The 25641-nt window shown below is 57.4% G+C and carries 21 protein-coding genes and 1 riboswitch; of the genes, 8 read left to right on the top strand and 13 right to left on the bottom strand.

The genetic code is table 11. The features are described from left to right. Nucleotides 1–94 precede the first annotated feature (94 nt). Complete coding sequence (gene galE / locus WKI41_RS04995) at nucleotides 95–1078, top strand: UDP-glucose 4-epimerase GalE (RefSeq protein ID WP_340192416.1); 984 nt, start codon at nucleotides 95–97, stop codon at nucleotides 1076–1078. Nucleotides 1079–1166: 88 nt separating this feature from the next. Here the strand turns inward: galE and WKI41_RS04990 are convergent, their stop codons facing one another. Continuing rightward, nucleotides 1167–1745: a PRC-barrel domain-containing protein gene (locus WKI41_RS04990; RefSeq protein ID WP_340192415.1), complete on the bottom strand. Its 579-nt coding sequence runs from the start codon at nucleotides 1743–1745 to the stop codon at nucleotides 1167–1169. Between the two features lie 263 nt (nucleotides 1746–2008). Here WKI41_RS04990 and WKI41_RS04985 point away from each other — a divergent pair, with 263 nt between their 5' ends. Further along, nucleotides 2009–3700 carry a sensor histidine kinase gene (locus WKI41_RS04985; RefSeq protein WP_340192414.1) on the top strand — a complete coding sequence of 564 codons (1692 nt, stop codon included), beginning with the start codon at nucleotides 2009–2011 and terminating at the stop codon, nucleotides 3698–3700. Between the two features lie 508 nt (nucleotides 3701–4208). Here WKI41_RS04985 and WKI41_RS04980 read toward each other — a convergent pair. Next, a complete protein-coding gene (locus WKI41_RS04980; protein ID WP_340192413.1) occupies nucleotides 4209–5207 on the bottom strand; it encodes a sensor histidine kinase in 999 nt (332 codons plus the stop codon). Between the two features lie 108 nt (nucleotides 5208–5315). Next, the gene (locus tag WKI41_RS04975; RefSeq protein ID WP_340192412.1) at nucleotides 5316–6110 is read right to left on the bottom strand and encodes a response regulator; all 795 of its coding nucleotides are present in this window, start codon (nucleotides 6108–6110) and stop codon (nucleotides 5316–5318) included. Between the two features lie 137 nt (nucleotides 6111–6247). Between WKI41_RS04975 and WKI41_RS04970 the strand changes: the two genes are divergently transcribed. Together WKI41_RS04970 and WKI41_RS04965 are read left to right on the top strand one after the other, a co-directional pair. Then, on the top strand, nucleotides 6248–6448 hold the full coding sequence (locus WKI41_RS04970; protein WP_062427731.1) for a NepR family anti-sigma factor: 201 nt from the start codon (nucleotides 6248–6250) through the stop codon (nucleotides 6446–6448). Beyond that, nucleotides 6448–7014 carry a sigma-70 family RNA polymerase sigma factor gene (locus tag WKI41_RS04965; protein WP_340192428.1) on the top strand — a complete coding sequence of 189 codons (567 nt, stop codon included), beginning with the start codon at nucleotides 6448–6450 and terminating at the stop codon, nucleotides 7012–7014. The genes WKI41_RS04970 and WKI41_RS04965 overlap by 1 nt, the downstream gene beginning before the upstream one ends. A gap of 42 nt (nucleotides 7015–7056) precedes the next feature. Here WKI41_RS04965 and WKI41_RS04960 read toward each other — a convergent pair whose 3' ends face one another. Continuing rightward, complete coding sequence (locus WKI41_RS04960; RefSeq protein ID WP_340192411.1) at nucleotides 7057–7527, bottom strand: Lrp/AsnC family transcriptional regulator; 471 nt, start codon at nucleotides 7525–7527, stop codon at nucleotides 7057–7059. A 161-nt stretch (nucleotides 7528–7688) separates the two neighbouring features. Between WKI41_RS04960 and putA the strand changes: the two genes are divergently transcribed. Continuing rightward, the gene (putA, locus tag WKI41_RS04955; RefSeq protein WP_425340993.1) at nucleotides 7689–11372 is read left to right on the top strand and encodes a trifunctional transcriptional regulator/proline dehydrogenase/L-glutamate gamma-semialdehyde dehydrogenase; all 3684 of its coding nucleotides are present in this window, start codon (nucleotides 7689–7691) and stop codon (nucleotides 11370–11372) included. Nucleotides 11373–11437: 65 nt separating this feature from the next. Here the strand turns inward: putA and amaB are convergent, their stop codons facing one another. Continuing rightward, nucleotides 11438–12964: an L-piperidine-6-carboxylate dehydrogenase gene (amaB, locus tag WKI41_RS04950; RefSeq protein WP_340192410.1), complete on the bottom strand. Its 1527-nt coding sequence runs from the start codon at nucleotides 12962–12964 to the stop codon at nucleotides 11438–11440. Between the two features lie 169 nt (nucleotides 12965–13133). Between amaB and WKI41_RS04945 the strand changes: the two genes are divergently transcribed. Then, nucleotides 13134–14036 (top strand): LysR family transcriptional regulator, encoded by a 903-nt coding sequence (locus tag WKI41_RS04945; RefSeq protein ID WP_340192409.1) that lies wholly within the window; start codon nucleotides 13134–13136, stop codon nucleotides 14034–14036. 27 nt (nucleotides 14037–14063) lie between these two features. On the opposite strand, the gene WKI41_RS04940 is transcribed toward WKI41_RS04945, so the two are convergent. Both WKI41_RS04940 and WKI41_RS04935 read right to left on the bottom strand, forming a co-directional pair. Then, nucleotides 14064–14951, bottom strand: coding sequence for a DMT family transporter (locus WKI41_RS04940; RefSeq protein WP_340192408.1), 888 nt, complete (start codon nucleotides 14949–14951; stop codon nucleotides 14064–14066). Between the two features lie 191 nt (nucleotides 14952–15142). Continuing rightward, nucleotides 15143–16357: an adenylate/guanylate cyclase domain-containing protein gene (locus WKI41_RS04935; protein WP_340192407.1), complete on the bottom strand. Its 1215-nt coding sequence runs from the start codon at nucleotides 16355–16357 to the stop codon at nucleotides 15143–15145. A 211-nt stretch (nucleotides 16358–16568) separates the two neighbouring features. Between WKI41_RS04935 and WKI41_RS04930 the strand changes: the two genes are divergently transcribed. Both WKI41_RS04930 and WKI41_RS04925 read left to right on the top strand, forming a co-directional pair. Beyond that, nucleotides 16569–17879, top strand: coding sequence for a UDP-glucose dehydrogenase family protein (locus WKI41_RS04930; RefSeq protein WP_340192406.1), 1311 nt, complete (start codon nucleotides 16569–16571; stop codon nucleotides 17877–17879). 16 nt (nucleotides 17880–17895) lie between these two features. After that, nucleotides 17896–18912, top strand: a complete 1017-nt coding sequence (locus WKI41_RS04925) for an NAD-dependent epimerase (RefSeq protein WP_340192405.1) — start codon at nucleotides 17896–17898, stop codon at nucleotides 18910–18912. Nucleotides 18913–18931: 19 nt separating this feature from the next. Here WKI41_RS04925 and WKI41_RS04920 read toward each other — a convergent pair whose 3' ends face one another. From WKI41_RS04920 to WKI41_RS04895, 6 genes are all read right to left on the bottom strand, one after another. After that, nucleotides 18932–19243, bottom strand: coding sequence for a hypothetical protein (locus tag WKI41_RS04920; RefSeq protein ID WP_340192404.1), 312 nt, complete (start codon nucleotides 19241–19243; stop codon nucleotides 18932–18934). Between the two features lie 189 nt (nucleotides 19244–19432). Then, complete coding sequence (locus WKI41_RS04915) at nucleotides 19433–19888, bottom strand: pseudoazurin (RefSeq protein WP_340192403.1); 456 nt, start codon at nucleotides 19886–19888, stop codon at nucleotides 19433–19435. After that, nucleotides 19888–20679 (bottom strand): ABC transporter ATP-binding protein, encoded by a 792-nt coding sequence (locus WKI41_RS04910; RefSeq protein WP_340192402.1) that lies wholly within the window; start codon nucleotides 20677–20679, stop codon nucleotides 19888–19890. Before WKI41_RS04910 ends, WKI41_RS04915 begins: the two co-directional genes overlap by 1 nt. Next, entirely contained in the window at nucleotides 20676–21695 is a 1020-nt protein-coding gene (locus WKI41_RS04905) for a FecCD family ABC transporter permease (RefSeq protein ID WP_340192401.1), read from the bottom strand. Before WKI41_RS04905 ends, WKI41_RS04910 begins: the two co-directional genes overlap by 4 nt. 4 nt (nucleotides 21696–21699) lie before the next feature. Beyond that, entirely contained in the window at nucleotides 21700–22725 is a 1026-nt protein-coding gene (locus tag WKI41_RS04900) for an ABC transporter substrate-binding protein (RefSeq protein WP_425340992.1), read from the bottom strand. 195 nt (nucleotides 22726–22920) lie between these two features. Continuing rightward, nucleotides 22921–23143: riboswitch (cobalamin riboswitch) on the bottom strand. A 134-nt stretch (nucleotides 23144–23277) separates the two neighbouring features. Further along, complete coding sequence (locus tag WKI41_RS04895; protein WP_340192400.1) at nucleotides 23278–25617, bottom strand: membrane-bound PQQ-dependent dehydrogenase, glucose/quinate/shikimate family; 2340 nt, start codon at nucleotides 25615–25617, stop codon at nucleotides 23278–23280. Between the last annotated feature and the right edge of the window lie 24 nt (nucleotides 25618–25641).

Below are 25641 nucleotides of genomic sequence, written 5' to 3'. Positions count from 1 at the left end.
TTCACCTTTGCAGTCATCTCAAAAAAATTCCCCTACCCTTCTTCCGCCAAAATGATACGCAGTCTCCAACAGTCGCTCTATGAAAGGACGTTGGATGCGGAAGAAAGTTCTCGTTGTCGGTGGAGCCGGATATATTGGCTCACACACCTGCCTGTTGCTTGCAGAGCGCGGTTACGAACCTGTTGTTTTCGATAATCTCTCCAATGGTCACGAGGAATTTGTTCGCTGGGGACCGTTCGAGCAAGGCGATATTCGCGACAAGGCGAGACTGGATGAAGTTTTCGCAAAGCACCAACCCGAAGCGGTTCTTCATTTTGCCGCCCTGATCGAGGTTGGTGAATCGGTCAAAAACCCCGTTGCATTCTACGACAACAACGTCATCGGCGCGCTAACGCTACTCACGGCTACGATGGACGCTGGCGTCAAGGCTTTTGTCTTTTCGTCGACTTGCGCGACCTATGGCCTGCCGGAGCGCGTTCCGCTGGATGAGAGCCATCCGCAAGCGCCGATCAACCCGTACGGCAGAACGAAATGGGTCGTGGAACAGGCGCTGAAAGATTTCAGCACCTACAAGAACTTGAAATCGGTCATGCTGCGGTATTTCAACGCAGCTGGTGCAGATTTTGAGGGCCGCATCGGAGAGTGGCACAAGCCAGAAACGCATGCGATCCCGTTGGCGATTGAGGCGGCCCTTGGACGCCGCCAAGGCTTCAAGGTCTTCGGAACGGATTATGACACGCGCGACGGCACCTGCGTGCGCGACTACATCCATATCCTTGATCTTGCCGATGCCCATGTACGCGCGGTAGACTATCTTTTGTCCGGCGGAGAAACCGTGGAACTCAATCTCGGCACCGGGACTGGAACGACGGTGAAGGAACTGCTCGACGCAATCTCGCGCGTCTCCGGGCGTCCATTCCCTGTGGAATTTGCCGATCGTCGCGAAGGCGACTCCACTACGCTTGTGGCCAACAACGATAAGGCCCGCGAAGTCCTGGGTTGGCAGCCGCGCTACACTTTGGAGGACATCATCTCGTCCGCTTGGCGTTGGCATTCGACCCACAACGCGGAGCGCTAAACCATCACGAAAAAAACACCGGCCCCAATGAGGCCGGTGTTCTGAGAAGCAGCATCATGCTGCCTCTCGCTCCTCTCCCGTAAAGGGGTTAGGGCTTGGTGGCACCCGTCTGCGTGGTGTCCGTTGCCGCCGGTGCCGTGGTGCTTGCGTTCGCGTTCTTGTCCTTCAAGGTCATGAACTCAGGCGCTGCCTTCAGCGATTCGGCGGTTTCAGTCGTCGTCAGACGAACCGTGCCGTTGTTGGTGTCACGCGTCATTGTCAGTTTGTCCATCGGGACGGCAACATCCTTTGTGCCGATACCGAGGAAGCCACCCACACCGACCACAGCTGCGACGATGCCGCCGTTTTCTTCAAGGATGAGGTTCGTAACGTTACCGATGCTCTCATCAGCAGAGGTGTAGACTGAATTGCCAATGAAATCGTTGGCGCTGATCTGATTTGCTGCCTGCTCGGTCAGATAAGAGCCGGATGCGGCGCCAGCGTTAGCCGACGTGTCAGTCGCGCCAGGTGTCGTTGGCATAACAGGGGTTGCCGGTGCGGCATTCGGGCTTGCAGGTGCCGTCGTGCTCGGTGCCGTCTGCGTTGCGTCTTGGGCGATGGCTAGCGGTGCGAAAGCTGTCGAACCCATGAGGGCGGCCGTCGCGATAAGGGTCAGAGTCTTTTTCATATCGTACCTTCCTTTCATCGTCATTTGGCTAAACTGGCTGGTGACAGTTCATCTGTCGTTTTCGTCAACCTGTTCGCCGAGCAAACGAAACGGCGGCAAAATTGGTTCCGGGTTTTTCAACTCATCAACAAAGGGTGAATGAGAGAAAAAAGCCGATAGATATCTCTACCTGCTGAGCCAAACGGCATTGTGCCGCCAAATTAGACAGGTATTATCTCTGCGTCGTTCAGCATAAAAGCTGATACTCATGGACGTTTAAGGGCGTGACAATTTCCAGGTTTCGAGCATTCTTCGCCAGACTGTCTCCCACTGCATCGATCGGCACCTATATCGTCATCATGACGACGTTGGTGACCCTGCCGCTCATCATTTTTGCGGGTTATCTGATGCTGCGGCTTGAATCGGACGAACGCGAAGACTTGCAGCGCGAGGCTGTCGACGACGCCCGCGCCATCAGCCGCAACATCGAGCGGCGGCTTCAGGAAATGAGCACCACGCTTAACCTCCTCGCGCAGTTTCCCGAATTGGAAGATGGCGATCTCGCAAGCTTCCATCAGCGCGTCAGCGAAAGTTTGCGAAAAAGAGACATATACGTGGTGGTCGCGACGCGAGACGGTGTCCAAAAGGTCAATACGCGTATCCAATATGGCCAGCCTTTGAGCCAGGTACCCTCGGACGCCCACCTTCGAGAGGCGATCGAGTCCAAGCGGATTATGCTGTCGAACGTTTTCTATGCCAATAACAGAAAGGAATGGGTGTTCACCGTCACCCTTCCGCTACCACGTCAACTTTCCGCCGCAGGCGACGTATTGATCGTAACCCAAGCCGCAAAAGATCTTTCAAGCCTGATCTCGACGGATGCAATCCCGGCTGGATGGTCCGCATCGGTGCTCGACAGCGCCGGTCGCGTGGTGGTTTCGAGTAATATGGAGCAGGCCGCACCTGGTAATCTCTATCAGCCAGCGCAATTGGCAGCTGGTATGTCGTCCTTTAGCGGTAGCTTCACCGATGCGCACAACAATATTTACGCCTATGCGCAGCTGCCTGGCTGGCCTTGGAAGGCCGTTGTGTCAGGCGCGATAGATCGAAGTGACTCGGCTCTGCGCAGCACTTGGCGGCAGATGTTGATCGGCAGTCTTTTAATCGTACTGGCCTCGGTTCTGGGAACGTACCTGGTGGGTCGGCAATTGCGACAGTCCGTCAAACAACTGGTTGCCGTTGCCGAACGCATTGGCGAGGGCGAAATCGTCTCGCGCGTCGAGACCAACATCAAAGAGCTCAACCAAGTCGGCGTCGCGCTCTCCAACGCATCTTTCGACCGCAGTCAGGCGGAAGACCGCAATCAGCTGATTTTGCATGAACTGGTTCACCGCTCCAAGAACATGTTGACCCTGGTGCAGGCAATGATGCGTCAGCTTGCGCGAGAGAACACCACCGTTGCCGAATTGCAGAAGGAAGTCGACCACCGGCTTCGGGGACTTGCGATGTCGATCTCGGCATTGGCGGAGGTCCAGTGGGAAGGTCTGCCGATACATCGCTTAGTAAAAGGCCATCTGGACGTGTTTGGCTCAACAGCGCATCAGATCGAAATCTCAGGCGAGGATTTTCTCCTATCGCCAGAGGCCGCGCAAAATCTGGGGCTCATTCTTCACGAACTGAGCACCAACTCGATCAAGTATGGCGCCCTTTCGGTGGACGAAGGCCGCGTGCGGCTTCACTGGGCTCTTGATCCATCTGATCAAGACAGCGTGACAATGGAGTGGGTTGAGACGGGAGGCCCACCGGCGAGCCAACCGTCCCGACGCGGGTTCGGCTCCACCATCATAAAACGACATGCGGAAAGCGCGTTTTCCGCAGTCGTTTCCACAGATTATGCGCAGACTGGATTCACGTGGGCGATGACGGCACCTGCAAAACGGCTTCTCAAAGAAAATCCGGGCAAAGAAACTGCTTGAAATATCTTGGAAGCCTTGGAACCAAGAATGACGGCGTACGTTTTTCCAGCACGCCAGGCCATTCCCCCGTCCCCGCCTAGAGGCCCGGCGCAGCAGGTTTTGCCCCTGAAAACCTGCCCCTGAATAGCACGGCTCTCCCCCGAGCCGTGCTTTTCATTGTTAAGGGCGTTGCATGAGACATACATTTCTCAAAATTTTGCTGCAGCGGCGCAAACTGGTGTCGTTCGCTCTCGATCGTTTCTCTTAGATCTTGAGAAGGCGGATCGTTCACCGTGCAGCGTTCTAGTCTGCTGTAGGCATCAGCCCCATAGCCAGCTCCGATCTTCGGAAGGCTGGGAGTTTCAAGAAAACTGAGAATCTCTTTTGCGTGAAGGAAGACGATCGGGGCTCAAACGTCGCGGAGCCTCTCTGAAACTCTGCTCTCCACGTTTCCAGAGATTGATCGAGATTGCGGGATGGATGATTTCTTGTCTCTGCTTCGTCTTGTCAGGCGGAGGCTCCCGCCGCATCAAGATGCGGCAGGTGCCGGGAACCGGAGGGTGTATCCGATATCGTTTGCCGAAACATCGTAGCGAGCTTCGCCAGCGAGAGCCGCAGGGACTACCTTTTCCAATACGACGCTGCCGAAATTGCTGCGGCGGTCGCTCTCCTGCGAGGACGGGGGATCATCCTGAGACAGTGGTTCGCTCCAACTCACTTCGAAGAAATCCTCGTCACGACGGCATTCGAGCGTGATGGGCAGGTGAAGCGCAAGGTTGGGGCTGTGGCTGACCGTATTGACCACAAGTTCATGGAAGGCGAGCCCCACATAGAGCGCGCCATTAGGATTAAGCAGCAGGTTCTCACCCTTCATCTGGATCAGGTGAGGATATTCGGGAAGATAAAGATCCGATTGCTGTTTCAGCAAATCGAAAATTTCCGCTCCGCGCCAATCAGAGTCCGTAATCAAATCTTGAGATTGTGCCAGCGCATGCAACCGCCCGCGGAACTTCCGCAGGAAATCTTCCTTAGTGAAGCTGAACCGCGCCGTCTGCGCCGAAAGGCTCTGGATAATCGCCAGAAGGTTTTTCGAACGATGGCTGACTTCCCGCAGCAACGAACGAAGCAACTGTTCGCGACGGCGCTCCACAGTGACCTCGCGGATCGTCGTCTTCAACACCCGTTGACCAGACATGTTGACGGTCGAATAGACATGGAACTGGAATATCCTGTCCTTGCCCGCCATCACCTCAAGCGTGCCGCGGCTGCCCGCAGCGTTGAGGTCTTTCTTCAAATCCGACAGACGCTGAGCGAGTTCCTTGCCAAAGATGTTGACGTCCGATGGCTCCTCCTCACGCTCAGTGGGAAGGTTCCAGACATCCGGCAGATTGGCGATGAAGATATAGTCCCGGTCCCGATCTTGCAGCATGACGGTTTCGCCGGAGTCGAGCAGAGCCAACACCAGCGAATCGTGTAATTCACCCTCGTTCCGGTCCCTGTTGTGCCACGCGAGCCGATGCAATTTCATCTCCTAGCGGAAAACGACGTCGTGCGGCAAAGCGCCCGCGCCGACCATTCCTGCGTCAAACGCCCAGCAGCCGCAAGAGTTGCGGGACGTGACGACACTCAGCATGGATTACGCGGCAACACGTGAACTTTCATTGAAGAACAGAGCCTGACTGATCAGGGCCTTAACCATATCCGGATTAAACGGCTTGGTCACGAGGAAGGTCGGCTCAGGGCGCTCACCTGTCAGCAGACGCTCGGGGAAGGCCGTGATGAAGATCACTGGAAGCGACGTCATCTGGAGGATGTCCTTCATCGCGTCCAGACCTGAGCTGCCGTCGGCAAGCTGAATATCTGCAAGGATCATCTTAGGCTGGGTGCGGTGGAAGAGTTCCAGCGCTTCCTTATGGGTGCGGGCGATACCGGTGACGTTATGTCCAAGATCGGTGACCATCTGCTCGATGTCCATGGCGATCAGCGGTTCGTCTTCGATGATCATGATGTCGGTCGCAACTTGGCGGGCGATTTCCGACGCAGCTTCGTCGATCAATTTGCCGATTTCGCTCTCCGGCACCTGGAGCACTTCGGCCGCCTCTGAGGGAGAAAATTCTTCGACGGTGGTCAGCAGAAACGCCTGGCGCGGCACGGCGGGTACGGCCGAAAGATTGGCAGAGGCGCGCTTTTCCCAGCCCGTCAGGTTCTCGTCAGTCTTGATGTTGATCGTAACGGAACTAAAAATGGAGACAAACAATTGATAGAGCGAAACACGATCGCTGCTCGTCTGCGGAAAGATGCTGACATCGGCGATCAGAGCTTCGAGGCTAGCAGCCACGTAGGCGTCGCCGGTAGATTGAGAGCCGCAAACGGCACGCGCGAACCTACGGAGATAAGGCAGGTGCGGTGCAATGCGTGTAGAAACGGACATGTAATTCTCCCCTGTTCATGCGGTCTGCAGCGCAAACCTGCGGGATTAATGCCTGACGGAAAAAAAAGTTCCGCGGGCTTGGAACGTTTTTTTTGTGCGCGCATTAATAATGCGTCACAAAAGGAATACCCGCACTTATGAGCATGTTTCAATCGGATCAGGATTCGTCTGATAACGGAGCGGGGCCAAGCGTGCCCGATTCCGGACGAGCAGTCATTACCCGGAAATTGAGAGAACTTTACGACGCTGTTCAGGATGAAGGTATCCCGGACAAGTTCCTCGACCTTCTCGAAAAGCTTGACGAGGCTGAGCGCAGATCGAAAGCTTCGGGTGAATGATGACACAAGACGTGGAAAAAAACGGCCACAACTTCAAGCGCGAAATGCTGGCGGCTTTGCCAAACCTGCGTGCATTCGCAATTTCCCTCATTCGCTCCCGCGACCGTGCTGACGATCTTGTTCAGGACACGATCATGAAGGCCTGGGCAAAGCAGGACAGCTATCAGCCGGGCACGAATATGCGTGCATGGCTTGTGACGATCCTGCGCAACGAGTTCTACAGCCAGATCCGCAAATCTGGCCGTGAAGTGCAGGACACCGACGGCGCGTACACCTCACGTCTGTCTGTGCCGCCTGAACAGCATGGCTCGGTCGATCTGCACGATTTTCGTCAGGCGCTCGAAAAACTGCCGGATGACCAACGCGAAGCAATTCTGCTGATCGGCGCGTCTGGCTTCGCCTATGAGGAAGCTGCGGAGATCTGCGGTTGCCCTGTTGGCACGATTAAGAGCCGTGTCAGTCGCGCGCGCATGCGCTTGCAGGAATTGCTTGGTATCGAGAACGAAAACGAGTTCGGTCCAGATGCACAGACGACTGCAGTAACGGCTGCGATGGCACTTCGCTGATCGTTCCAGAAAGAGTGACGGGTGGCACGCTAACGCTGCCCGTCACATCCCGGCGTCTTTGACAGACTCCATGACGACGAAGGTCGATGTATTCGCGACCGAAGGCAGGCTTGAGATTTTCTCTCCCAGCACACGCCGGTACTTGCGAATGTCGGTGGTCCTCACCTTGAGCAAGTAGTCGAACGCGCCAGCGATCATGTGGCACTCTTCAACTTCCTTAATCTTACGCACTGCTGCATTGAACTCATCCAGCGCCTTCTCTCTCGTATCGGAGAGCTTCACCTCAGTAAAAGCGATATGCTCGAGCCCAAGCTTTGCAGCGTTGAGCGATGCACGAAAGCCCAGAATATAACCCTCTTCGACAAGGCGCTTCAGGCGCGTCTGGCACGGCGTCTTCGACAGACCCACGCGGCGCGACAATTCGAGCACCGACATTCGCCCATCCTCACTCAAAGCCTCCATGATCCTCATATCAAAGTGATCGAGATCGCCTGGTTCCTGTGCCTTCATCATCCATTTTTCCTGAGAAAATTGCTATTATAAGTTCGTATTTCCTTCTTTAACTTGAAAATAGGGACATATCAATTTCGGGAGCAATGATATCATGTCGCAAGATATGGGAAGGCAAGAACGCCACCTCATCTTTTTCATTGATTAAATCGAGGGCCGATCCGATGGCGGGAACTGCATCTACCGTTGCACTGAATGAGGCGACAATGCCGGCTGGCATTTTTGACCATTTCGCACCGCCGGTCAGGGAGGCGAGCCCGCTTCGCCAGACGATCACCGCAGCCTACCGGCGCTCGGAACCGGAGTGCCTGGCGCCCCTTCTTGAGGCGGCCAGCGTTAGCCAAAGCGAAGCCGAAACGATCCGTGCGACCGCCCGCCGCCTGATTGAATCGTTGCGGGCTAAGGCCAAGGGCACCGGCGTTGAGGGACTGGTGCAGGAATACTCTCTTTCCAGCCAGGAAGGCGTGGCGTTGATGTGCCTGGCCGAAGCGCTGCTGCGCATTCCCGACACCGCGACGCGCGACGCGTTGATCCGCGACAAGATCGCCACCGGCGACTGGAAATCTCATCTTGGCGGTGGCCGGTCGCTTTTCGTCAATGCCGCGACCTGGGGATTGGTGATCACTGGCAAGCTCACCTCGACTGTCAATGATAAGGGTCTGTCCGCCGCACTGACGAAGCTGATCTCACGCGCTGGCGAACCGGTCATTCGCCGCGGCGTCGATATGGCGATGCGCATGATGGGCGAGCAGTTCGTTACCGGCCAGACCATCGAGGAAGCAATCAGCCGCTCGCGACCACTCGAAGCCAAAGGCTTCCAGTATTCCTATGACATGCTGGGCGAAGCCGCGACGACGGCAAAGGACGCCGAACGCTATTATCGCGATTACGAACAGGCAATCCATGCCATTGGCAAGGCATCCGCCGGGCGTGGCGTTTACGGTGGACCTGGCATTTCCATCAAGCTTTCTGCACTCCATCCGCGCTATTCACGCTCGCAAGCGGAGCGGGTGATGGCGGAACTTCTGCCACGCGTGAAGTCGTTGATGGTGCTGGCGAAGAGCTACGACATTGGCCTCAACATCGATGCTGAAGAGGCCGACCGCCTAGAAATTTCGCTCGATCTGCTGGAATCACTGGCGCTCGACGCGGATCTTGGCGACTGGTCCGGCCTTGGCTTTGTTGTTCAGGCCTATGGCCGCCGCTGCCCCTTCGTGCTCGATTACATTATTGATCTTGCGCGTCGTTCCAACCGACGCATCATGGTGCGACTGGTCAAGGGCGCTTACTGGGACGCCGAGATCAAGCGCGCGCAGTTGGATGGTCTGGAAGACTTCCCGGTCTTTACCCGCAAGGTCCACACCGATGTGTCCTACATCGCCTGTGCACGCAAGCTGTTGGCAGCGCGTGACGTGATCTTCCCCCAGTTCGCCACCCATAATGCGCAGTCGATGGCGACGATCTATCATCTCGCTGGCCCCGAGTTCAAAATCGGCGACTACGAGTTTCAGTGCCTGCATGGCATGGGCGAGCCGCTGTATAGCGAAGTCGTCGGCAAGCAGAATCTCGACCGTCCATGCCGCTTCTATGCACCGGTCGGCACGCATGAGACGCTGCTGGCTTACCTCGTCCGCCGCCTACTGGAGAATGGCGCCAACTCGTCCTTCGTTAACCGCATTGCCGATCCGAATGTGCCAGTCGATTCTCTACTGGAAGACCCGGTCGCCGTGGTAACGGCGATGCCGGTCCCGGGCGCACAGCATGACAAGATCGCCAAGCCAGAGGCACTTTACGGTGCCCGGGTGAACTCTAGCGGTCTGGACCTTGCCAATGAGGATGCGCTCGCCGCACTGAGCACGGCGCTTTCCGCAAGCGCTACGATGGAGTGGAAGGCTGCTGCTACCGACGCTTCCGGAGAAACGCGCCCGGTGAGAAACCCCGGCGACCAAAACGATATCGTTGGCTATGTGACGGAACCGACGCGGGACGACGTCGCTAAAGCTTTGGCAGTCGCGGCGTCATCGTCCTGGCCACAATCCAGTATTGAAACACGCGCATATTGCCTGGAAAAGGCAGCGGACCTGATGCAAGCACGCATGCCCACACTGCTTGGCCTCATCATGCGCGAAGCAGGAAAATCGGCTCCCAATGCAATCGCGGAGGTGCGCGAAGCCATCGACTTTCTGCGCTATTACGCGGCGGAAACGCGCACCACTTTCGGCCTGCTGCAACAGCCACTCGGCCCGATCGTCTGCATCAGCCCATGGAACTTCCCGCTGGCAATCTTCATCGGCCAGGTCGCCGCTGCTCTCGTGGCGGGCAATCCGGTGCTGGCAAAGCCTGCAGAAGAAACTCCGCTGATCGCGGCAGAGGGCGTGCGTCTGTTACATGAAGCCGGCATCCCTGACGATGCCGTCCAGCTTCTTCCAGGAGCGGGCCAGACCGGCGCGCAACTGGTCGCAGCGCCTGAGACGTGTGGCGTGATGTTCACCGGCTCCACCGAAGTCGCGCGCCTTATCCAGAAGCAACTCGCCGAACGCGTTTCGATCGATGGACGCACCGTTCCGCTGATTGCCGAAACCGGGGGCCAGAACGCCATGATCGTCGACTCCTCGGCGCTTGCCGAACAAGTGGTGGCAGACGTAATCGCCTCGGCTTTCGACAGTGCGGGCCAGCGCTGCTCGGCACTTCGTGTCCTCTGCCTCCAGGACGATGTTGCTGACCGGACGTTGACGATGCTGAAGGGCGCACTGCACGAATTGCGCATCGGCCGCACGGATAAGCTCTCGGTCGATGTCGGCGCAGTCATCAGTACTGAAGCCAAAGACAACATCGAAAAGCACATCGAGGCCATGCGCGCGCTCGGCAACAAGATCGAGCAGATCACGCTCGCCGGTGACAGTCAGAGCGGCACTTTCGTGCCGCCGACCATCATTGAGCTTACGTCACTTGCCGACCTGAAGCAGGAAGTTTTCGGCCCCGTTCTGCACGTCATCCGCTTCAAGCGCGAAAAGCTCGATCGGTTGATCGACGATATCAACGCAACCGGTTACGGCCTGACCTTTGGCCTGCATACGCGCCTTGATGCGACGGTCGCGCATGTGCTGTCGCGGGTGAAGGCGGGCAATCTCTACGTGAACCGCAACATTATCGGCGCAGTCGTCGGCGTCCAGCCTTTCGGCGGTCGCGGCCTTTCCGGCACGGGGCCAAAAGCCGGCGGTCCCCTTTATCTCGGCAGGCTGACGCGTGTGGCTCCGGTGGTCGAACGCGCTGCCCAGCATCAAGATCAGGCGGTCATCGATCTGGCACAATGGCTGGACGACAAGAATGAAACACAGGCGGCGGAAGTGGCAAGAACCTCAGCGCAGCTTTCGGCACTTGGCTTCGAGACGGAACTTGCCGGCCCGGTCGGCGAGCGCAATATCTACGCGCTACATCCGCGCGGCAAGGTCCTGCTCGCGCCGGCCTCCACGCACGGCCTTTATCGCCAGCTCGCGGCGGCACTTGCCACCGGTAACACCGTCGTTATCGATAAGGATAGCGGTCTGGAAGAAGCTCTGGCAACGGCGCCGGCATCGATCAAGACACGCCTGTCCTGGAGCTCCGACTGGCAGGCCGCAGGACCCTTTGCTGGCGCGCTGGTGGAAGGTGATGCGGATCGTATCCGCGCCGTCAACAGCCGGATCGCCACGCTGGAAGGCCCGCTCGTGCTGGTTCAGGCCGCATCCACGGAAGAGGTTCAGGGCGTCACCCAGCCCTACAACCTCAACTGGCTATTGGAAGAGGTCTCCGTCAGCGTCAACACGACGGCTGCCGGGGGGAACGCCAGCTTGATGTCGATTGGCTGAATAAAAAGGCTGGTAGGAAAAGTCTTCCTGCCAGCCTTTAATTTGTTGGTTTTGATGACGCGATTTTATTCGATGTCGAAAGACACACCCTGCGCCAGGGGCAGCGCCTTGGAGTAGTTCACCGTATTGGTGGCACGGCGCATATAGGCCTTCCACGAGTCCGAACCAGATTCACGCCCACCGCCGGTTTCCTTCTCACCGCCGAATGCGCCGCCGATTTCGGCGCCGGACGTGCCGATATTGACGTTGGCAATGCCGCAATCCGAGCCATCAGCGGCTAGGAAGCGCTCGGCCTCCTGCAGATCCTTCGTGAAGATGGACGATGAGAGACCGGCTGCCACGGCGTTATGAGCTTCGATCGCAGCATCAAGGTCGGAATACTTCATCACATATAGGATCGGCGCAAAGGTTTCTTCCAGAACGGGGCCGACCTGCTTCGGCATTTCGACGAGTGCGGGCTTCACATAGTAGCCATTGGCAGCGCCAGTATCGACTCGTTCGCCGCCCGAGACGGCGCCACCATGCGCTTTCGCCTCTTCAAGCGCCTTCTGCATGCCGTCGAATGCGGCCTTATCGACCAGCGGGCCGACAAGCGCGGAGCTTTCGAGAGGATTGCCGACGGATACGGAAGCATAGGCCTTCTTCAGACGCGGCACGAGCTGGTCATAAACGCTGTCATGCACGAAGAGGCGACGCAGTGTCGTGCAACGCTGGCCGGCTGTTCCCATGGCGCCGAAGGCGATAGCGCGCAACGCCATGTCGAGATCAGCCGACGGGCAGACGATACCGGCATTGTTGCCACCAAGCTCGAGGATCGCACGAGCAAAGCGTTTGGCCAGACGCGGGCCAACATCGCGACCCATCCGCGTCGAGCCTGTGGCTGAGACCAGTGGAACCTTCGGGTGATCGACGAGCGCTTCGCCGACGGCGCGGTCACCGATGATGAGCTGGCTGAGGCCTTCTGGCGCTTCGCCGAAGCGGGCAACCGCGCGCTCGAAAATACCCTGTACGGCAAGGGCCGTCAGCGGTGTCTTTTCCGACGGCTTCCAGACGACGGAGTTACCGCAGACGATGGCAAGCGCTGCATTCCAGGACCAGACGGCAACGGGGAAGTTGAAGGCGGAAATGACGCCGACGACACCGAGTGGGTGCCATGTTTCCATCATGCGATGGCCGGGGCGTTCGGTTGCAATGGTCAGACCGTAAAGCTGGCGTGACAGGCCGACGGCGAAATCGCAGATGTCGATCATCTCCTGCACTTCGCCCAAGCCTTCGGATGGGATCTTGCCGGCTTCCAGCGAAACAAGGCGACCAAGATCGGCCTTGAAGGCGCGCAGCTCCTCGCCGAGCAGACGGATCAACTCGCCACGCCTTGGTGCCGGCACCAGACGCCAGGCGCGGAACGCACTATCCGCCTTCTCGACAATGCCTGCCACCTCTGCGGTAGAAACAGTCTTGAGGTTCGCGACCTGTTCACCCGTTACAGGGCTGAAGGAAGCCATGTCGCCGCCTTGGTAGAGGTCGGACGAGACGCCCATCTTGGTGAGAAGCGCTGCGGCTTCCTTCACGACATCGACTTTGGCTGCAGACATGTTCTGGCTCCCTGTAAGGATTTCGCCACGTCCTCTCGCAGAATGCAAGGGCTGGCTTAAGGCAATGGCTCGGATGACAAACCACCCATTTCATTCTCTTTCCAGATCATATACGTCTGGAACCGCCCAATTCAAATGAGGAAAACGGGTAGGTTGATGCGAGGCGGGAATGGATACGCGCAGACGGCTGGTGCCCGATATCATCACGTTGCAGGCTTTCGAATGCGCCGCGAGGCACGGAAATTTCACGCGAGCAGCTGAAGAATTGAACCTTACGCAAAGCGCCGTCAGCCGGCAGATCAGCGATCTGGAGGCGCAAACGGGCATGCTGCTCTTCGAGCGCATCAGGCGCCGCGTCGTACTCTCGGATGCGGGACGCAAGTTCCTGCCCGACGTGCAGAAGCTCCTGCATCAATCCGAGCAGCTCATGGTGCGCGCGGTCACCGCTGGGACCTCCAGTGCTTCGCTCTCCATCGCTACTTTGCCCACCTTCGGCAGCCGCTGGCTCACACCGCGCCTGCATAAATTCTTGGCGCTCTATCCGGAAACGGTTTTGACCGTCGGATCGCGATCACAGCCCTTCGATTTCGACGAAGAGAGCTTCGACATCGCCATTCATTACGGACAGCCCGTCTGGGCGCGTGGCACCTGCACCTTCCTCTGCAATGAAGTGATCGTTCCCGTCGCCAGCCCATCGACCCTGACGCACCATGCACCGCTGACGCATAGCGACCTCTTGTCCAAGCCTCTGCTACACGTCACAACCCGGCCCAAACTGTGGACCGATTGGTTCGAGATGAACGGTATCGCGTCAGATGACGCCTACCGCGGCAGTCGCTTCGACCAGTTTTCGATGTTGATCGAGGCAACTGTCAGCGGGCTTGGCTTTGCGCTTTTGCCAAAATATCTGATTGAAGCCGAGTTGGCGTCAGGCCAGTTGGCCGTCGTTTTCGATGTACCCCTGCAGACCGACAAAAGCTATCACATCGCGCTTCCGGAAGGTCGACAGGACAATGTGCTGGCAAGCGCATTCCAGACCTGGCTTTTGGAGCAGGTCGGCAAGCCACAATAACGCCCGAACATTCTCAACCCGGCTTCGTTACAGGCGATTGCGAAAAAACGGGTTCCAGCGCACGGTCCCGAGCCGGATCTTTTCGCGCATCATCGTCAGGAGCCCGGCGCTGGCAATGACGATGAGCCCGAAGACGGCAAGTGTGTCTGGGTACTCAGCAAAGAAGAAAGCGCCAATCCCAACCGCCCAGAGGATTTGAGAGTAGTGCGAGGGCGCGATCTGGCTGGCAGGCGCGATCTTTGTGGCCGTCAACAGCGTCATCTGGCCGACAGCGGTGCACATACCGATGACGATGAAGGCGCCGACCTGATGAAGAGTCGGAATGTGAAAATGGGAAATGGCCAGAATGCCGTTGAAGGTGAGGCCATATATGAGCAGAACTCCCATGATCGAGGTCCGCTTTTCACGACCGGCAAGCGAACGCAAAATCACGATCGTCATCGCCGCCAGGAGAGCGACACCGACGGCAGCAAGGTGCCCGAGTTCAAGAGCCTTGAAACCGGGACGCACGACGAGAAACACGCCGATGATCCCGGCAAAAACTGCAGACCAGCGCCAGAGCCCGATATCCTCCTTCAACACGACCGCAGACAAGATCGTGACGAACAGAGGTGACAGAAAGATCAGCGCATAGGCTTCGGCCAATGGCAGCGTGGTGAAGGCGTAGATGCCGAGGATGCCAGCAAGCAGACCGGAGATGGCGCGGCCATGCACAGCAAAAGGCCGGCTCATGCGCCAGAAATCGCGCCAGCGCTCCTCTTTAGGCTTGGTGAAAAAAATGATCGCGGCGGAGGACAGGATGCTGAAGAAGCCGATCTCGAAGACGGAGACTTCGTGACCAAGCGACTTGATGGTGGCATCTCCCCACGAAAAGCTGGCGTAAGCGAGCAGTCCGAGAAGAAAACCTTTTTGCATGACAAAGAATCCAGGCTGGAACGGCAAAGAACTGGGCGAGCCGGTTTGCGATCGCGATGAAACGCGTCAGATCAGGATGGTCGATGGCTCCTCGATGAAAGGGCTACGCTTCATGTCGCACCGTCACAAGGCAAAAATAAATAAATGCAGTACCTCTGACATTTCAGCAACGGTGCAGCTCTGCTGAGGGATCAAGCCAGTTCGGGATCTATGGTGAAGAGTTCGTGCGCTCTCGCGAAGCCGCGCAAGGCATATCGTCCGAGCGACACCATCATTGCCTGCATCTCGTCGGGACACGTGGCGACAAAATCCCTCGACATCACCGTATCACGATCCACGGATGCGCAGAGACCTCCGATGCGGCTGACCATATTGACGGCCGGCCCAACGACGGTGAAATCGAGGCGTCCTCGGCTGCCGATATTGCCATAGAACACTTCACCAACATGGAGACCCAGATAAACATCGGTCGTCGGAAGGTCTTTTGCTTGACGATCGTGGTTGAGAACGGATAGCCGCGTTCGCATGGTCATTTCCGCCGCCAGTGCTGCGGCACAATCATCCTGCCGGTTGCCGGTCCGAAAGATCGCCAGCACACCGTCACCGATCAGCTTCAGCACACTGCCGCCATGTGCGTGGACAGCATCGATGACGAGACCCGCGTAGTCGTTGAGAAATGGAATGATCTGATCCGGCTTTGCCCGATCGGAAATGCCTGTAAAATCCCGCAGATCGGAAAACCACAGGACCGCTTCGATTCTCTCTACCTCGCCTCTGGTGATCGTCCCACTCATTACCTTACGGCCAGCATCATGGCCGAGATAGACATCGGTGATGGTCGCGATGATGCGCATGCAGCAGGCTGTTTTGATGGCCAGCGCCAGCGTCGGCAACAGCATGCGAAGCGAGGCTAATTCATCGTCGTGGAAACCCTCCGGCTGCCTAGTAAGCCAGCGTGAGTAAAAGGCGCTCATCTCTCCGATGCTGCCGCGATCGGTAAACCGATGGATGGAAGCCACGTAGTCGGTATGACCAGCGCTTTGCAGTTCATCCAACTTGTAAAAGCTTGCCTCCTCATTGAGGAACAACCGCCGCCTGACCTCCTGCGCATTCTCTTTCAGAAGATGGAAGAAGACAGAGCTCTCCCAGTCCTCACGCGCTGACCCCTCGTCGGTGAAATCATAAACGCTGGATGAGGCGACTGCATCGCGGCTGTCCCATTTGAATGCATGCCCCTCAAAATCAGGATGCAGCGTGTCCATGAGGATCAAGGCCGACGAGATGGAGATGCCGATTGCATTACAGCGTTCGCAAAAACCAGCGAGAAGCTCGTCCTCCGGCGTTCCTTCATAGCCTTGTTGAGATAGCCAGAACGCAATTTCTTGAAGAGTAAGGGGGTTCGTCATTCAATGTCCGTCGGGTGGGTGTCAGGAAGTCTAACACTGAATGGCTATAAGGGTTGTGCGGTTTGGTTCATTTGCAACAAATTTTTGAAATTGCGTCAGAAGAGGCTCTGTAAGCTTGGACTTGTGATCGAAGGCGGATAGATAGCGACTCCAGAAACAGTATCGAGGTTGCCCTGCGGCTTCACCGCCTCGCACACCGAAAGGTTTTTTCATGCGTATTGTGATGATCGGCTCCGGTTATGTCGGTTTGGTTTCGGGTGCCTGCTTCGCCGATTTCGGCCATGACGTCATCTGCGTCGATAAGATGCCGGAAAAGATCGATGCGTTGAAGAACGGACAAATTCCGATTTTCGAGCCGGGTCTGGATGTCATCGTCGCCAATAACGCCAAAGCCGGGCGTCTGAGCTTCACCACTGATCTGAAAACGGCAGTTGCAGATGCGGATGTCGTATTCATCGCCGTGGGCACTCCATCGCGCCGCGGTGACGGCCATGCCGACCTTGGCTACGTCTATGCTGCAGCAAAGGAAATTGCAGCCGCCATCACCGGCTTTACCGTCATCGTCACGAAGTCCACCGTCCCAGTCGGAACGGGTGACGAAGTGGAACGCATCATCCGCGAGGAAAATCCGTCTGCCGACTTTGCCGTCGTTTCCAACCCGGAGTTCCTGCGCGAAGGTGCGGCCATCGACGACTTCAAGCGCCCCGACCGCATCGTCGTTGGCCTCTCCGACGAGCGCGCACGACCGGTGATGACGGAAGTCTATCGTCCGCTCTACCTCAACCAGTCTCCACTGCTCTTCACCACGCGGCGCACGTCCGAACTCATCAAATACGCCGCCAATGCGTTCCTGGCGATGAAGATCACCTTCATCAACGAGATAGCCGATCTGTGCGAAAAAGTCGGCGGCGATGTTCAGGATGTCTCACGCGGTATCGGGCTGGATGGCCGTATCGGCTCGAAATTCCTGCATGCAGGCCCGGGTTATGGCGGTTCGTGTTTCCCAAAAGATACGCTGGCGCTCGCCAAGACCGCGCAGGATTATGACAGCCCGGTCCGTCTGATCGAGGCGACGATTTCCGTCAACGACAACCGCAAGCGCGCCATGGGCCGCAAAGTGATCGCAGCCGCTGGCGGCGATATCCGCGGCAAAAAGGTGGCCGTTCTCGGCTTGACCTTCAAACCCAACACCGACGACATGCGCGACAGCCCGGCGATTACAGTCATCCAGACATTGCAGGATGCCGGTGCCAAGGTCACGGCTTATGATCCGGAAGGCATGGCGAATGCCAAGCCTCTGATCGAGGGCATCGATTACGCTGAAGGCCCCTATGAGGCGGCACAGGATGCCGAGGCGCTGGTGATCGTGACCGAGTGGAACCAGTTCCGTGCGCTCGATCTCGGCCGCCTCAAAAGCATCATGAAGAGCCCTGTTCTCGTCGACTTGCGCAACATCTACCGGGCCGACGAAGTCACAGCCCATGGCTTCTCCTATTCCAGCATCGGCCGCTCGGAACAGTAACGGAAAGTATCGTCCCATGCGTTATCTGATTACCGGTACGGCAGGTTTCATCGGCTTTCATCTCGCCAAGCGATTGCTGGACGATGGTCATTTCGTCGTCGGCTTTGACGGGATGACGCGATATTATGATGTGGCGCTCAAGGAGAAACGCCACGCAATCCTGTCTCGCTCGAACGGGTTCAAGCCATATATCGGTATGCTGGAAGATGCCGATGCGCTGAACCGTGCAGCCGATCTCGCTGAACCGGAAGTTATCATCCATCTCGCGGCGCAGGCCGGTGTCCGCTACAGCATCGAGTGCCCGAAAGACTATGTGAACTCGAACCTTATTGGCTCGTGGAACATTCTGGAGCTGGCAAAAAAACTTCAGCCGAAACATCTCCTGCTGGCCTCGACCTCGTCGATCTACGGGTCGAATGAGAAGGTTCCCTTTGCCGAAAGCGACCGCGCCGACGAGCCTATGACGATCTACGCAGCGACCAAGAAGTCGATGGAACTCATGGCGCATAGTTACGCGCATCTGCACAAGGTGCCGACAACCGCCTTCCGCTTCTTCACCGTCTACGGTCCCTACGGCCGCCCAGACATGGCGCTGTTCAAGTTCGTCGATGCCATTTTGAAGGGTCAGCCGATCGATATTTACGGTGAAGGCAAGATGAGCCGTGACTTCACCTATATTGACGACTTGGTGGAAGGCATCGTACGCCTCAGCCACATCGCGCCATCCGAGGAAAATCGCGTTATCGACGAAGGTGTGGTCGATACGCTGTCGAAACATGCGCCATTCCGTGTGGTCAACATCGGCGGCGGCCAGCCCGTGGAGCTCATGCGTTTCGTTGAAACGGTCGAAAACGTCCTCGGTCAGAAGGCCATCCGCAACATGCTGCCAATGCAACAAGGCGACGTGCCGCGCACTTACGCCTCTCCTGATCTATTGCGTGCTCTCACCGCTTATGCACCGGAAACGCCTGTCGAGACCGGCGTCCAGCATTTCGTCGATTGGTATAGAGGCTGGCGCTCCGAGGATAGTTAAGGCGCGACAGGCTTAGATATTACGCCTCGGTCTCATCCTCATTGCGACCTTGCAGGAGACCGATCACCGCTGCGCAGTCCGGATCGGCCTGATCCAGCAATTGCGTCGGCGAGGTCCAGCCGAACGTAAAACCGACAACGGTGGCGATTGCCCAGGCAGGGTCCTCGCTAGCGCGGTTAAGAAGATGGGGAGCTTGGCTCGCAACGCATCGCTGCGACTGCTGAATAATCTCGGTGGACGCATTTGCACGATCAAGCCGTTCGCGCATTTCCGCCTGAAGCGGATCGACGACGAACAGCGTGATGAACCATGCGGCGATATCGGAAAGCATAAGAAGACCTCTGCAGCCTCGGCGTCATGTCGGAAACGGTCCGACATCGTGAAAGCGCCGAGACTTTCACCAGAGGGGCCCGGACCAGCGGGTCACGATAGATGTAGGATGAGCATCTTCCGCGTCAAGATCGCTGCGTTGACTTTCCGGAACACGCATATTGAAAACTGCGCCTCACCCCGCTGTCGCTTACGGTTTGTCCTGATCCGCCTCTGCCTTCGCAAAAAGATCATCGAGACGCGGCTTGGCGCGCGCAGGAAGCGTCACGCCGCGATAGCTTTCCGGCAGGCTGGCCTCACCCACCTTGATCAACATCACCATGCCCATGCCAAAATGTGGCGAGCACTTGATACCGTAGAAACCTTCCCGCTCGAAGGTGACCTCAATCTCCTCATTGATCTTGCCTTTGAAGCCCTTCGCTCCCTCCGGCACCATGCCGTCGATGGTCGCGACGTTGTGGCTTTTATGCGTGGCGATGAACTTCACCGTGTCGCCGGGCTGGAGGTGAAGATAATCGGGCTCAAATACCATCGAACCCTTCTCTCCCTGATTGAGCATCCTGACCTCGAAGGTCTCTGCTACGGCAAGACCGGCACTCGCCGATACGACTACGGCAGCGGTCGCAAGTGATAGAAGCAAATTCATTATGAGACTTTCACCAAAGTTTCGGACATGATCGGCAGGCGATACCGGATATGGCAGGCGTGCTCGCCCTCTCGCTCCACATCGACATGAACGCCGAAGACATCGAGGATGAGTTCGGACGTCAGCACGTCGCAAGGTTTACCGATCGCAACCAGCCTCCCGGTCTTCAGTACGACAATCCGGTCACAGAACATCGCCGCGTGATTGAGATCATGCAAAGCAGCGGCCACCGTGAGCTTCTGCTTCCGAACAAGATGCAGAAGTGCGATCTGGTGGCCGATATCGAGGTGGTTGGTCGGTTCGTCCAGGAGCAGGATCTTCGGCTGCTGCGCCAGAGCGCGGGCGATGTGTAAACGCTGCCGTTCTCCACCGGAAAGCGTATGCCACATCCGCTTGCCGAAGCCTTCCATATCAACGTCACGTAGCGCCTGATCAACGATTGCATCATCTTGAGGAGACCAAGGAGAAACGGCACCCTTGTACGGGATACGCCCAAGCTCTACCGCCTGGCGGCCATTAATGCGCTCCTGCGTCTCCGCCTGCTGCTCGACAAGCGCAATTTGGCGGGCCACATCACGCCGCGGAAGGACGCTTATCGACTTACCATTCAGCAAGACGTCACCGGAACTCGGCTTTCTGATGCCTGAGAGCATTGCCATGAGGCTCGTCTTGCCCGAACCGTTGGGACCAACGATGCCAAGAAACTCGCCGGCGGCAAGATCGAGGCTGACATTATTGACGATGTCGATGCCGCCGGTCGTCCAGCCTAGGTTGCGTGCAGAAAGCATCATACCGTCCTCCGCCGCTGCGAAAGGATGAGCGCGAAGGCGGGAGCACCGAACAATGCGGTGATAACACCAATCGGCAGAACCTGGCCAGCGATGATGGTGCGGGAGGCAATGTCGGCAGCAATCATAAAGACAGCACCGATCAAAGCAGCAGCCGGAAGCAGGCGCCCGTGACGCACGCCGACAACCAGACGTGCAGCATGTGGGATGACAAGGCCGATAAAGCCGATCGAGCCGACGATGCTGACCATGACCGCCGTCATCAGGGCAGATGTCCCAGTCAACACTACATAGACACGGCGCACAGGAATGCCGAGAGAAGCCGCAGATTCGACCCCAAATGTAAAGGCATCCAGCGCCCTTGCATGCCAGAGGCAGATGATAAGACCGAAGATTGCGATGGGAAGAGCAAGTGAGACATCTGTCCAGCGCACGCCGGACAGGTTGCCGAGCAGCCAGAACATGATGCCGCGCGCCTGTTCCGCATTGGCGGCCTTGGTAACGATGAAGGAGGTGAGCGCATTGAAGAGCTGCGAACCGGCAACGCCCGCCAGTATGATTGCGCCATTGCCCCGCCCCGCCCTAAGTGCCAGCAGGCTGACAAGTGCAAAGGCAACGAGCGCACCGAGAAAGGCACCCAACGGCATGGTCAGCATTCCCGCGCCAAAGCCGAGGATAGCGACGCCAACTGCGCCGGTCGATGCCCCAGCGGAGATGCCAAGAATGTACGGGTCCGCCAGAGGATTGCGTAGAAGCGACTGCAGTACGACTCCACAGACGGCAAGTGCCGCCCCACAACAGGCAGCAACGACGGCCCTGCTCAGCCTGTAGTTCCAGATAATCCCTTCATCGATCGCATCTAGCGGATAATTCGCGTGCCACAGGCGATTGGCCACTGTCTTGGCGACAACCTCCATCGGGATGGAGGTTTCGCCAATCGAGGCGCCAAGCCAAAGTGCAACCAGAAGACACCCGGCCGCAAGTACGGCGGCGCGGGTATAAAGCAGGGGAACGGGCATCCGCTTACTTCGCCAGACCGAGCTGAACGATCTGGTCGGCAAGCATCTCGATGCCATCGATGGTGCGGATCGTCGGGTTCATCGCCTGCGCATCCATGATAACGATATGGTTGTCCTTCACGGCCGGCATCAGGCTGGTGACAGGGTCTTCCTTCAGGAACGTCTGCTTCACTGCGACATCATCGGCCGGAAACCGGCGGCGGTCCATCTTGCCCGCAACGATGATGTTGGGGTTGGACTTGGCGATGGTTTCCCAGCCGACAGTTGGCCACTCCTCATCGCTATCGATGACATTCTTGATGCCGAGCGCCGACATGATGTAGCCAGGCGCTCCGTTCCTGCCTGCGACATAAGGATCGATATCCAACTCGGCGCTGGAGAACCAGAAGACAGCCGAGAGCTTCCCATCAACTGATGCAATCTTTCGACGGGCAACGTTCTCACGAGCCTTCAAGTCTTCGATAAGCTTCTCGCCCCGATCCTGAACGTTGAAGATCTGCGCGAGTTCGCCAATTTCCTGATAGATCTGGTCTATGGTGAAGACCGAATGTCTGACACCATCGCCACCACCCGAATTGTCCTTACCCGTGCAATCGGCAGGCGATGTATAGACCGGGATACCAAGCTCTTCGAATTGCTCAGGCTTTGCAACCACGCCTTCCGGACCGACATGCCACTGATACTGAGCAGTCACGAGATCCGGCTTTTTAGAGACCACGCTCTCGAAGCTCGGATCATTGTCCGCAAGGCGCTCGACCTTGGCGTTCGCCTCCTCATAGCCCTTGATCACAGGACCAATCCAGACAGCCGTGCCGACAACCTTATCGGACAATCCCAGCAGATAAAGAATTTCGGTGGTGCTTTGACCGAGAGAAACGGTACGCTGTGGAGCATGCTTGAAAGTAACGTCCCTGCCGCAATTTTTCAGCGTCAAGGGGTAGGTCGTTTCCGCAGCATCTGCCGTGTTCGGCACCATCGAGAAAGCGGCGAAGGTCGCTGCCAGAAAGGCGCCCGTGAAGTGAAATCTCATTGTCCGATAATCCCCGAAATCGTTGACGTTGCCGACAAGCGAACGTCGTCATGTGAGCGTGAATGAAACATCCATTCGACAGCCACAGGCGTGAGACGACCGGGAACAAGGGAAAAAGACAGATGGATGTAAGCGCTTGCAGGCGCAAATAACGATCATGACGTCTCCTGTTCAGGGCATCCCCGCCCGTGACATTGGAATGAACTTACGACGGCAGGTCTCCTGGCTCACGGATGATCGTCTTGCCCGCCTTCCCACGAAGAATTCGCAGTGGCCTGACGCAGGTAAATGCGCCACGAGTGCTAGACAATCCGCTTACAGTTGCGGGGGCAGCCACGGCATTGGGGATAATCCCCGCACCGTGTTCCCTATTATTCCTCGCGATCTCTCGCTTGGAACCGTCGCCAGCCAGATAGAACTATTTGTCGACACCCGTCAAGCGCAATTATGTAATGTTATTACATCTCGAAGACAAGTCAGCTGTTGTCCTGAATATAAAAATGGCCGGAAACGAATTCCCGGCCATTACGTGTTTTCAGGAGAATTGTTCGGTTACGGTAGCGTATAGGCGATGACATAGTCACCCGGCTTCGTGCCGACCGAACCATGACCGCCCGCAACCATCACGACATATTGCTTGCCGTCCTCAAGAGCGTAAGTCATGGGTGTTGCTTGTCCGCCTGCCGGCAGCCTTGCTTCCCACAACTGCTTGCCGCTCGTCAGGTCGTACGCGCGCAGATAGTCGTCCACGGCCGCACCGAGGAAAGCGACCCCGCCCTTGGTAATCATCGGGCCACCGATCCCGGGCACACCGACCTTGAAGGGAAGCGGCAGCGGCGTCATGTCGTATACGGTACCGTTCTTGTGCTTATAGGCAACTTTACCAGTTCTGAGATCTGCACCGGCGACGTAGCCCCACGGCGGCGCCTGGCAGGGAATACCGATTGGGCTGAGGAACGGGCCCATCAACACGCCGTAAGGCGCGCCATCATTGCGGTTCAGTCCCTGCTCACTACCCTTTTCATCCTGTCCCTTCGGCGGGATCTGGTCACGTGGGACCAGTTGCGAGGTGAAGGCGAGATAGGTCGGCATGCCGAACATGACCTGCCGCTCTGGGTCCACCGCGACACTGCCCCAGTTGAAGGTACCGAAGTTTCCGGGGTAAACCAGCGTCCCATTCAAGGACGGCGGCGTATAACGGCCTTCATAATTCAGCTGATGGAACTTGATGCGGCAGGCGAGCTGATCAAACAGTGAGACGCCCCACATGTTCTTTTCCTGCAGCGGCTCCGGCTTGAAGGTCAAAGCGGATGTGGGCTGCGTCGGGGCAGAGAAATCTTCCGGAATGGCTCCACCAGGTGCCGGCTCTTCGGTCACGGGCAGGATCGGCTCACCGGTGCGACGGTCCAACACGTAAATGTCACCCTGCTTAGTCGGGCCGACGAGTGCGGGAACAGACTGACCATCCGGCTTAGTGATATCGAGAAGAACAGGCTGTGCCGGTACATCCATATCCCAAAGATCATGATGCACGGTCTGGCGGACCCAACGATCCTGCCCCGTATTCACGTCAAGTGCCACGATAGACGACGAATACTTCTCTACACTCTCGCTCCTGCCCATTCCGAGCTGGTCAGGAACTTGATTTCCCAAAGGGATGTAGACGAGCCCAAGCGCTTCATCGACGCTAAAAACGGACCAGCTGTTGGGAGAGTTGGTCGTATAGGTCTGACCCGGCGGAAGCGGTTGGGTTTGCGTAGGGTTTCCAGAATCCCAGTTCCACAGCAGCTCGCCGCTGTTGACATCGAAGGCGCGAATGACGCCCGACTGCTCCTGGGTCGAATAATTATCGTTGACGGCACCACCAATGATGATCTTGTTGCCGGCAAGGGCGGGCGGTGAAGTGGAATAATAGTAGCCGGCGGGATTATACTTCATGCCGACTTCGAGGTGGAGGACGCCCTGGTCGGCAAAGGACGTGCAAACCTTGCCGCTTTCGGCATCGAGCGCGATCAAACGGGCGTCGGATGTCGGCAGATAAACGCGTGCGGCGCATTCCGCGCCGGCTTGCGCGGCGGGATCGGCGTAATAAGTCACGCCGCGGCAAGTCTGATGCTGACGGTTCGGGTTCAAGCCAACATTCGGATCGTACTTCCACTTTTCCTTGCCAGTCGCAGCATCGATGGCGATGGCCCAATTATGCGGTGTGCAGAGAAACAGCGTCTTGCCGACCTTGAGCGGCGTTACCTGATATGTCGTTTCGCCCACGTCGTCGGGAAGCTTGACGTCGCCGGTTTGATAACGCCAAGCCTCTTTCAGATTACCGACATTGGCGGTGGTAATCTGTGTCAGCGGCGAATAGCGCTGTCCGTAAGAAGTGCGGCCATATTGGTGCCACTCGTTATCTGGAACGGCATTCCCGTAAGAAGGCGCGTTGTTGACGACCTCGGTCGGAAGGTTGCCCTCCTGATCATGCGGATCCTGCGTCATAGAGACAGCGGCCACACCCATGGAAATGACGACGGCTACCAGAAGCGGAACGGCATTGGCGCCATAACGGATGCCTGTCGGGCTGACGAAACCAAGCGGCTTGCGGATCCATGGCATCAGCAGCCAGATGCCGATCACGATGATCAGACCGCCACGCGGGCCTAACTGCCACCAGTCGAGACCGACTTCCCACACGGCCCAGCCGAGTGTTGCGAGCACAAAAAGCGCATAAAAATGGAGCGCTGCCTTGTTCCGCTTGAACAGAAGGATTGCCGTGATGACGAAGGCGAGCCCGGCGAGAGCATAATAAAAGCTTCCACCGAGCATGATAAGTTGAGACCCGAAGCCGAAAAGCGCGAGGCCAATGAGCGTCAGAGCGACAGCAGTGATGGTGACCGCCATGAAAAGCCCCCTGTTGATTTCCCT

The organism is Agrobacterium larrymoorei (genome assembly GCF_037722385.1).
GTDB classification, from domain to species: domain Bacteria; phylum Pseudomonadota; class Alphaproteobacteria; order Rhizobiales; family Rhizobiaceae; genus Agrobacterium; species Agrobacterium larrymoorei_C.
Note: the sequence above shows the minus strand (reverse complement) of the source record. Positions and strands in the feature narration are given on the sequence as shown.

Excerpts from the sequence above, each read along its gene's own strand:
- galE (WP_340192416.1), top strand. The coding sequence starts at position 95 with ATGCGGAAGAAAGTTCTCGTTGTCGGTGGAGCCGGATATATTGGCTCA.
- WKI41_RS04990 (WP_340192415.1), bottom strand. The coding sequence starts at position 1,745 with ATGAAAAAGACTCTGACCCTTATCGCGACGGCCGCCCTCATGGGTTCG.
- WKI41_RS04980 (WP_340192413.1), bottom strand. The coding sequence starts at position 5,207 with ATGAAATTGCATCGGCTCGCGTGGCACAACAGGGACCGGAACGAGGGT.
- WKI41_RS04975 (WP_340192412.1), bottom strand. The coding sequence starts at position 6,110 with ATGTCCGTTTCTACACGCATTGCACCGCACCTGCCTTATCTCCGTAGG.
- WKI41_RS04970 (WP_062427731.1), top strand. The coding sequence starts at position 6,248 with ATGAGCATGTTTCAATCGGATCAGGATTCGTCTGATAACGGAGCGGGG.
- WKI41_RS04965 (WP_340192428.1), top strand. The coding sequence starts at position 6,448 with ATGACACAAGACGTGGAAAAAAACGGCCACAACTTCAAGCGCGAAATG.
- WKI41_RS04960 (WP_340192411.1), bottom strand. The coding sequence starts at position 7,527 with ATGATGAAGGCACAGGAACCAGGCGATCTCGATCACTTTGATATGAGG.
- putA (WP_425340993.1), top strand. The coding sequence starts at position 7,689 with ATGGCGGGAACTGCATCTACCGTTGCACTGAATGAGGCGACAATGCCG.
- amaB (WP_340192410.1), bottom strand. The coding sequence starts at position 12,964 with ATGTCTGCAGCCAAAGTCGATGTCGTGAAGGAAGCCGCAGCGCTTCTC.
- WKI41_RS04945 (WP_340192409.1), top strand. The coding sequence starts at position 13,134 with ATGGATACGCGCAGACGGCTGGTGCCCGATATCATCACGTTGCAGGCT.
- WKI41_RS04940 (WP_340192408.1), bottom strand. The coding sequence starts at position 14,951 with ATGCAAAAAGGTTTTCTTCTCGGACTGCTCGCTTACGCCAGCTTTTCG.
- WKI41_RS04935 (WP_340192407.1), bottom strand. The coding sequence starts at position 16,357 with ATGACGAACCCCCTTACTCTTCAAGAAATTGCGTTCTGGCTATCTCAA.
- WKI41_RS04930 (WP_340192406.1), top strand. The coding sequence starts at position 16,569 with ATGCGTATTGTGATGATCGGCTCCGGTTATGTCGGTTTGGTTTCGGGT.
- WKI41_RS04925 (WP_340192405.1), top strand. The coding sequence starts at position 17,896 with ATGCGTTATCTGATTACCGGTACGGCAGGTTTCATCGGCTTTCATCTC.
- WKI41_RS04920 (WP_340192404.1), bottom strand. The coding sequence starts at position 19,243 with ATGCTTTCCGATATCGCCGCATGGTTCATCACGCTGTTCGTCGTCGAT.
- WKI41_RS04915 (WP_340192403.1), bottom strand. The coding sequence starts at position 19,888 with ATGAATTTGCTTCTATCACTTGCGACCGCTGCCGTAGTCGTATCGGCG.
- WKI41_RS04910 (WP_340192402.1), bottom strand. The coding sequence starts at position 20,679 with ATGATGCTTTCTGCACGCAACCTAGGCTGGACGACCGGCGGCATCGAC.
- WKI41_RS04905 (WP_340192401.1), bottom strand. The coding sequence starts at position 21,695 with ATGCCCGTTCCCCTGCTTTATACCCGCGCCGCCGTACTTGCGGCCGGG.
- WKI41_RS04900 (WP_425340992.1), bottom strand. The coding sequence starts at position 22,725 with ATGAGATTTCACTTCACGGGCGCCTTTCTGGCAGCGACCTTCGCCGCT.
- WKI41_RS04895 (WP_340192400.1), bottom strand. The coding sequence starts at position 25,617 with ATGGCGGTCACCATCACTGCTGTCGCTCTGACGCTCATTGGCCTCGCG.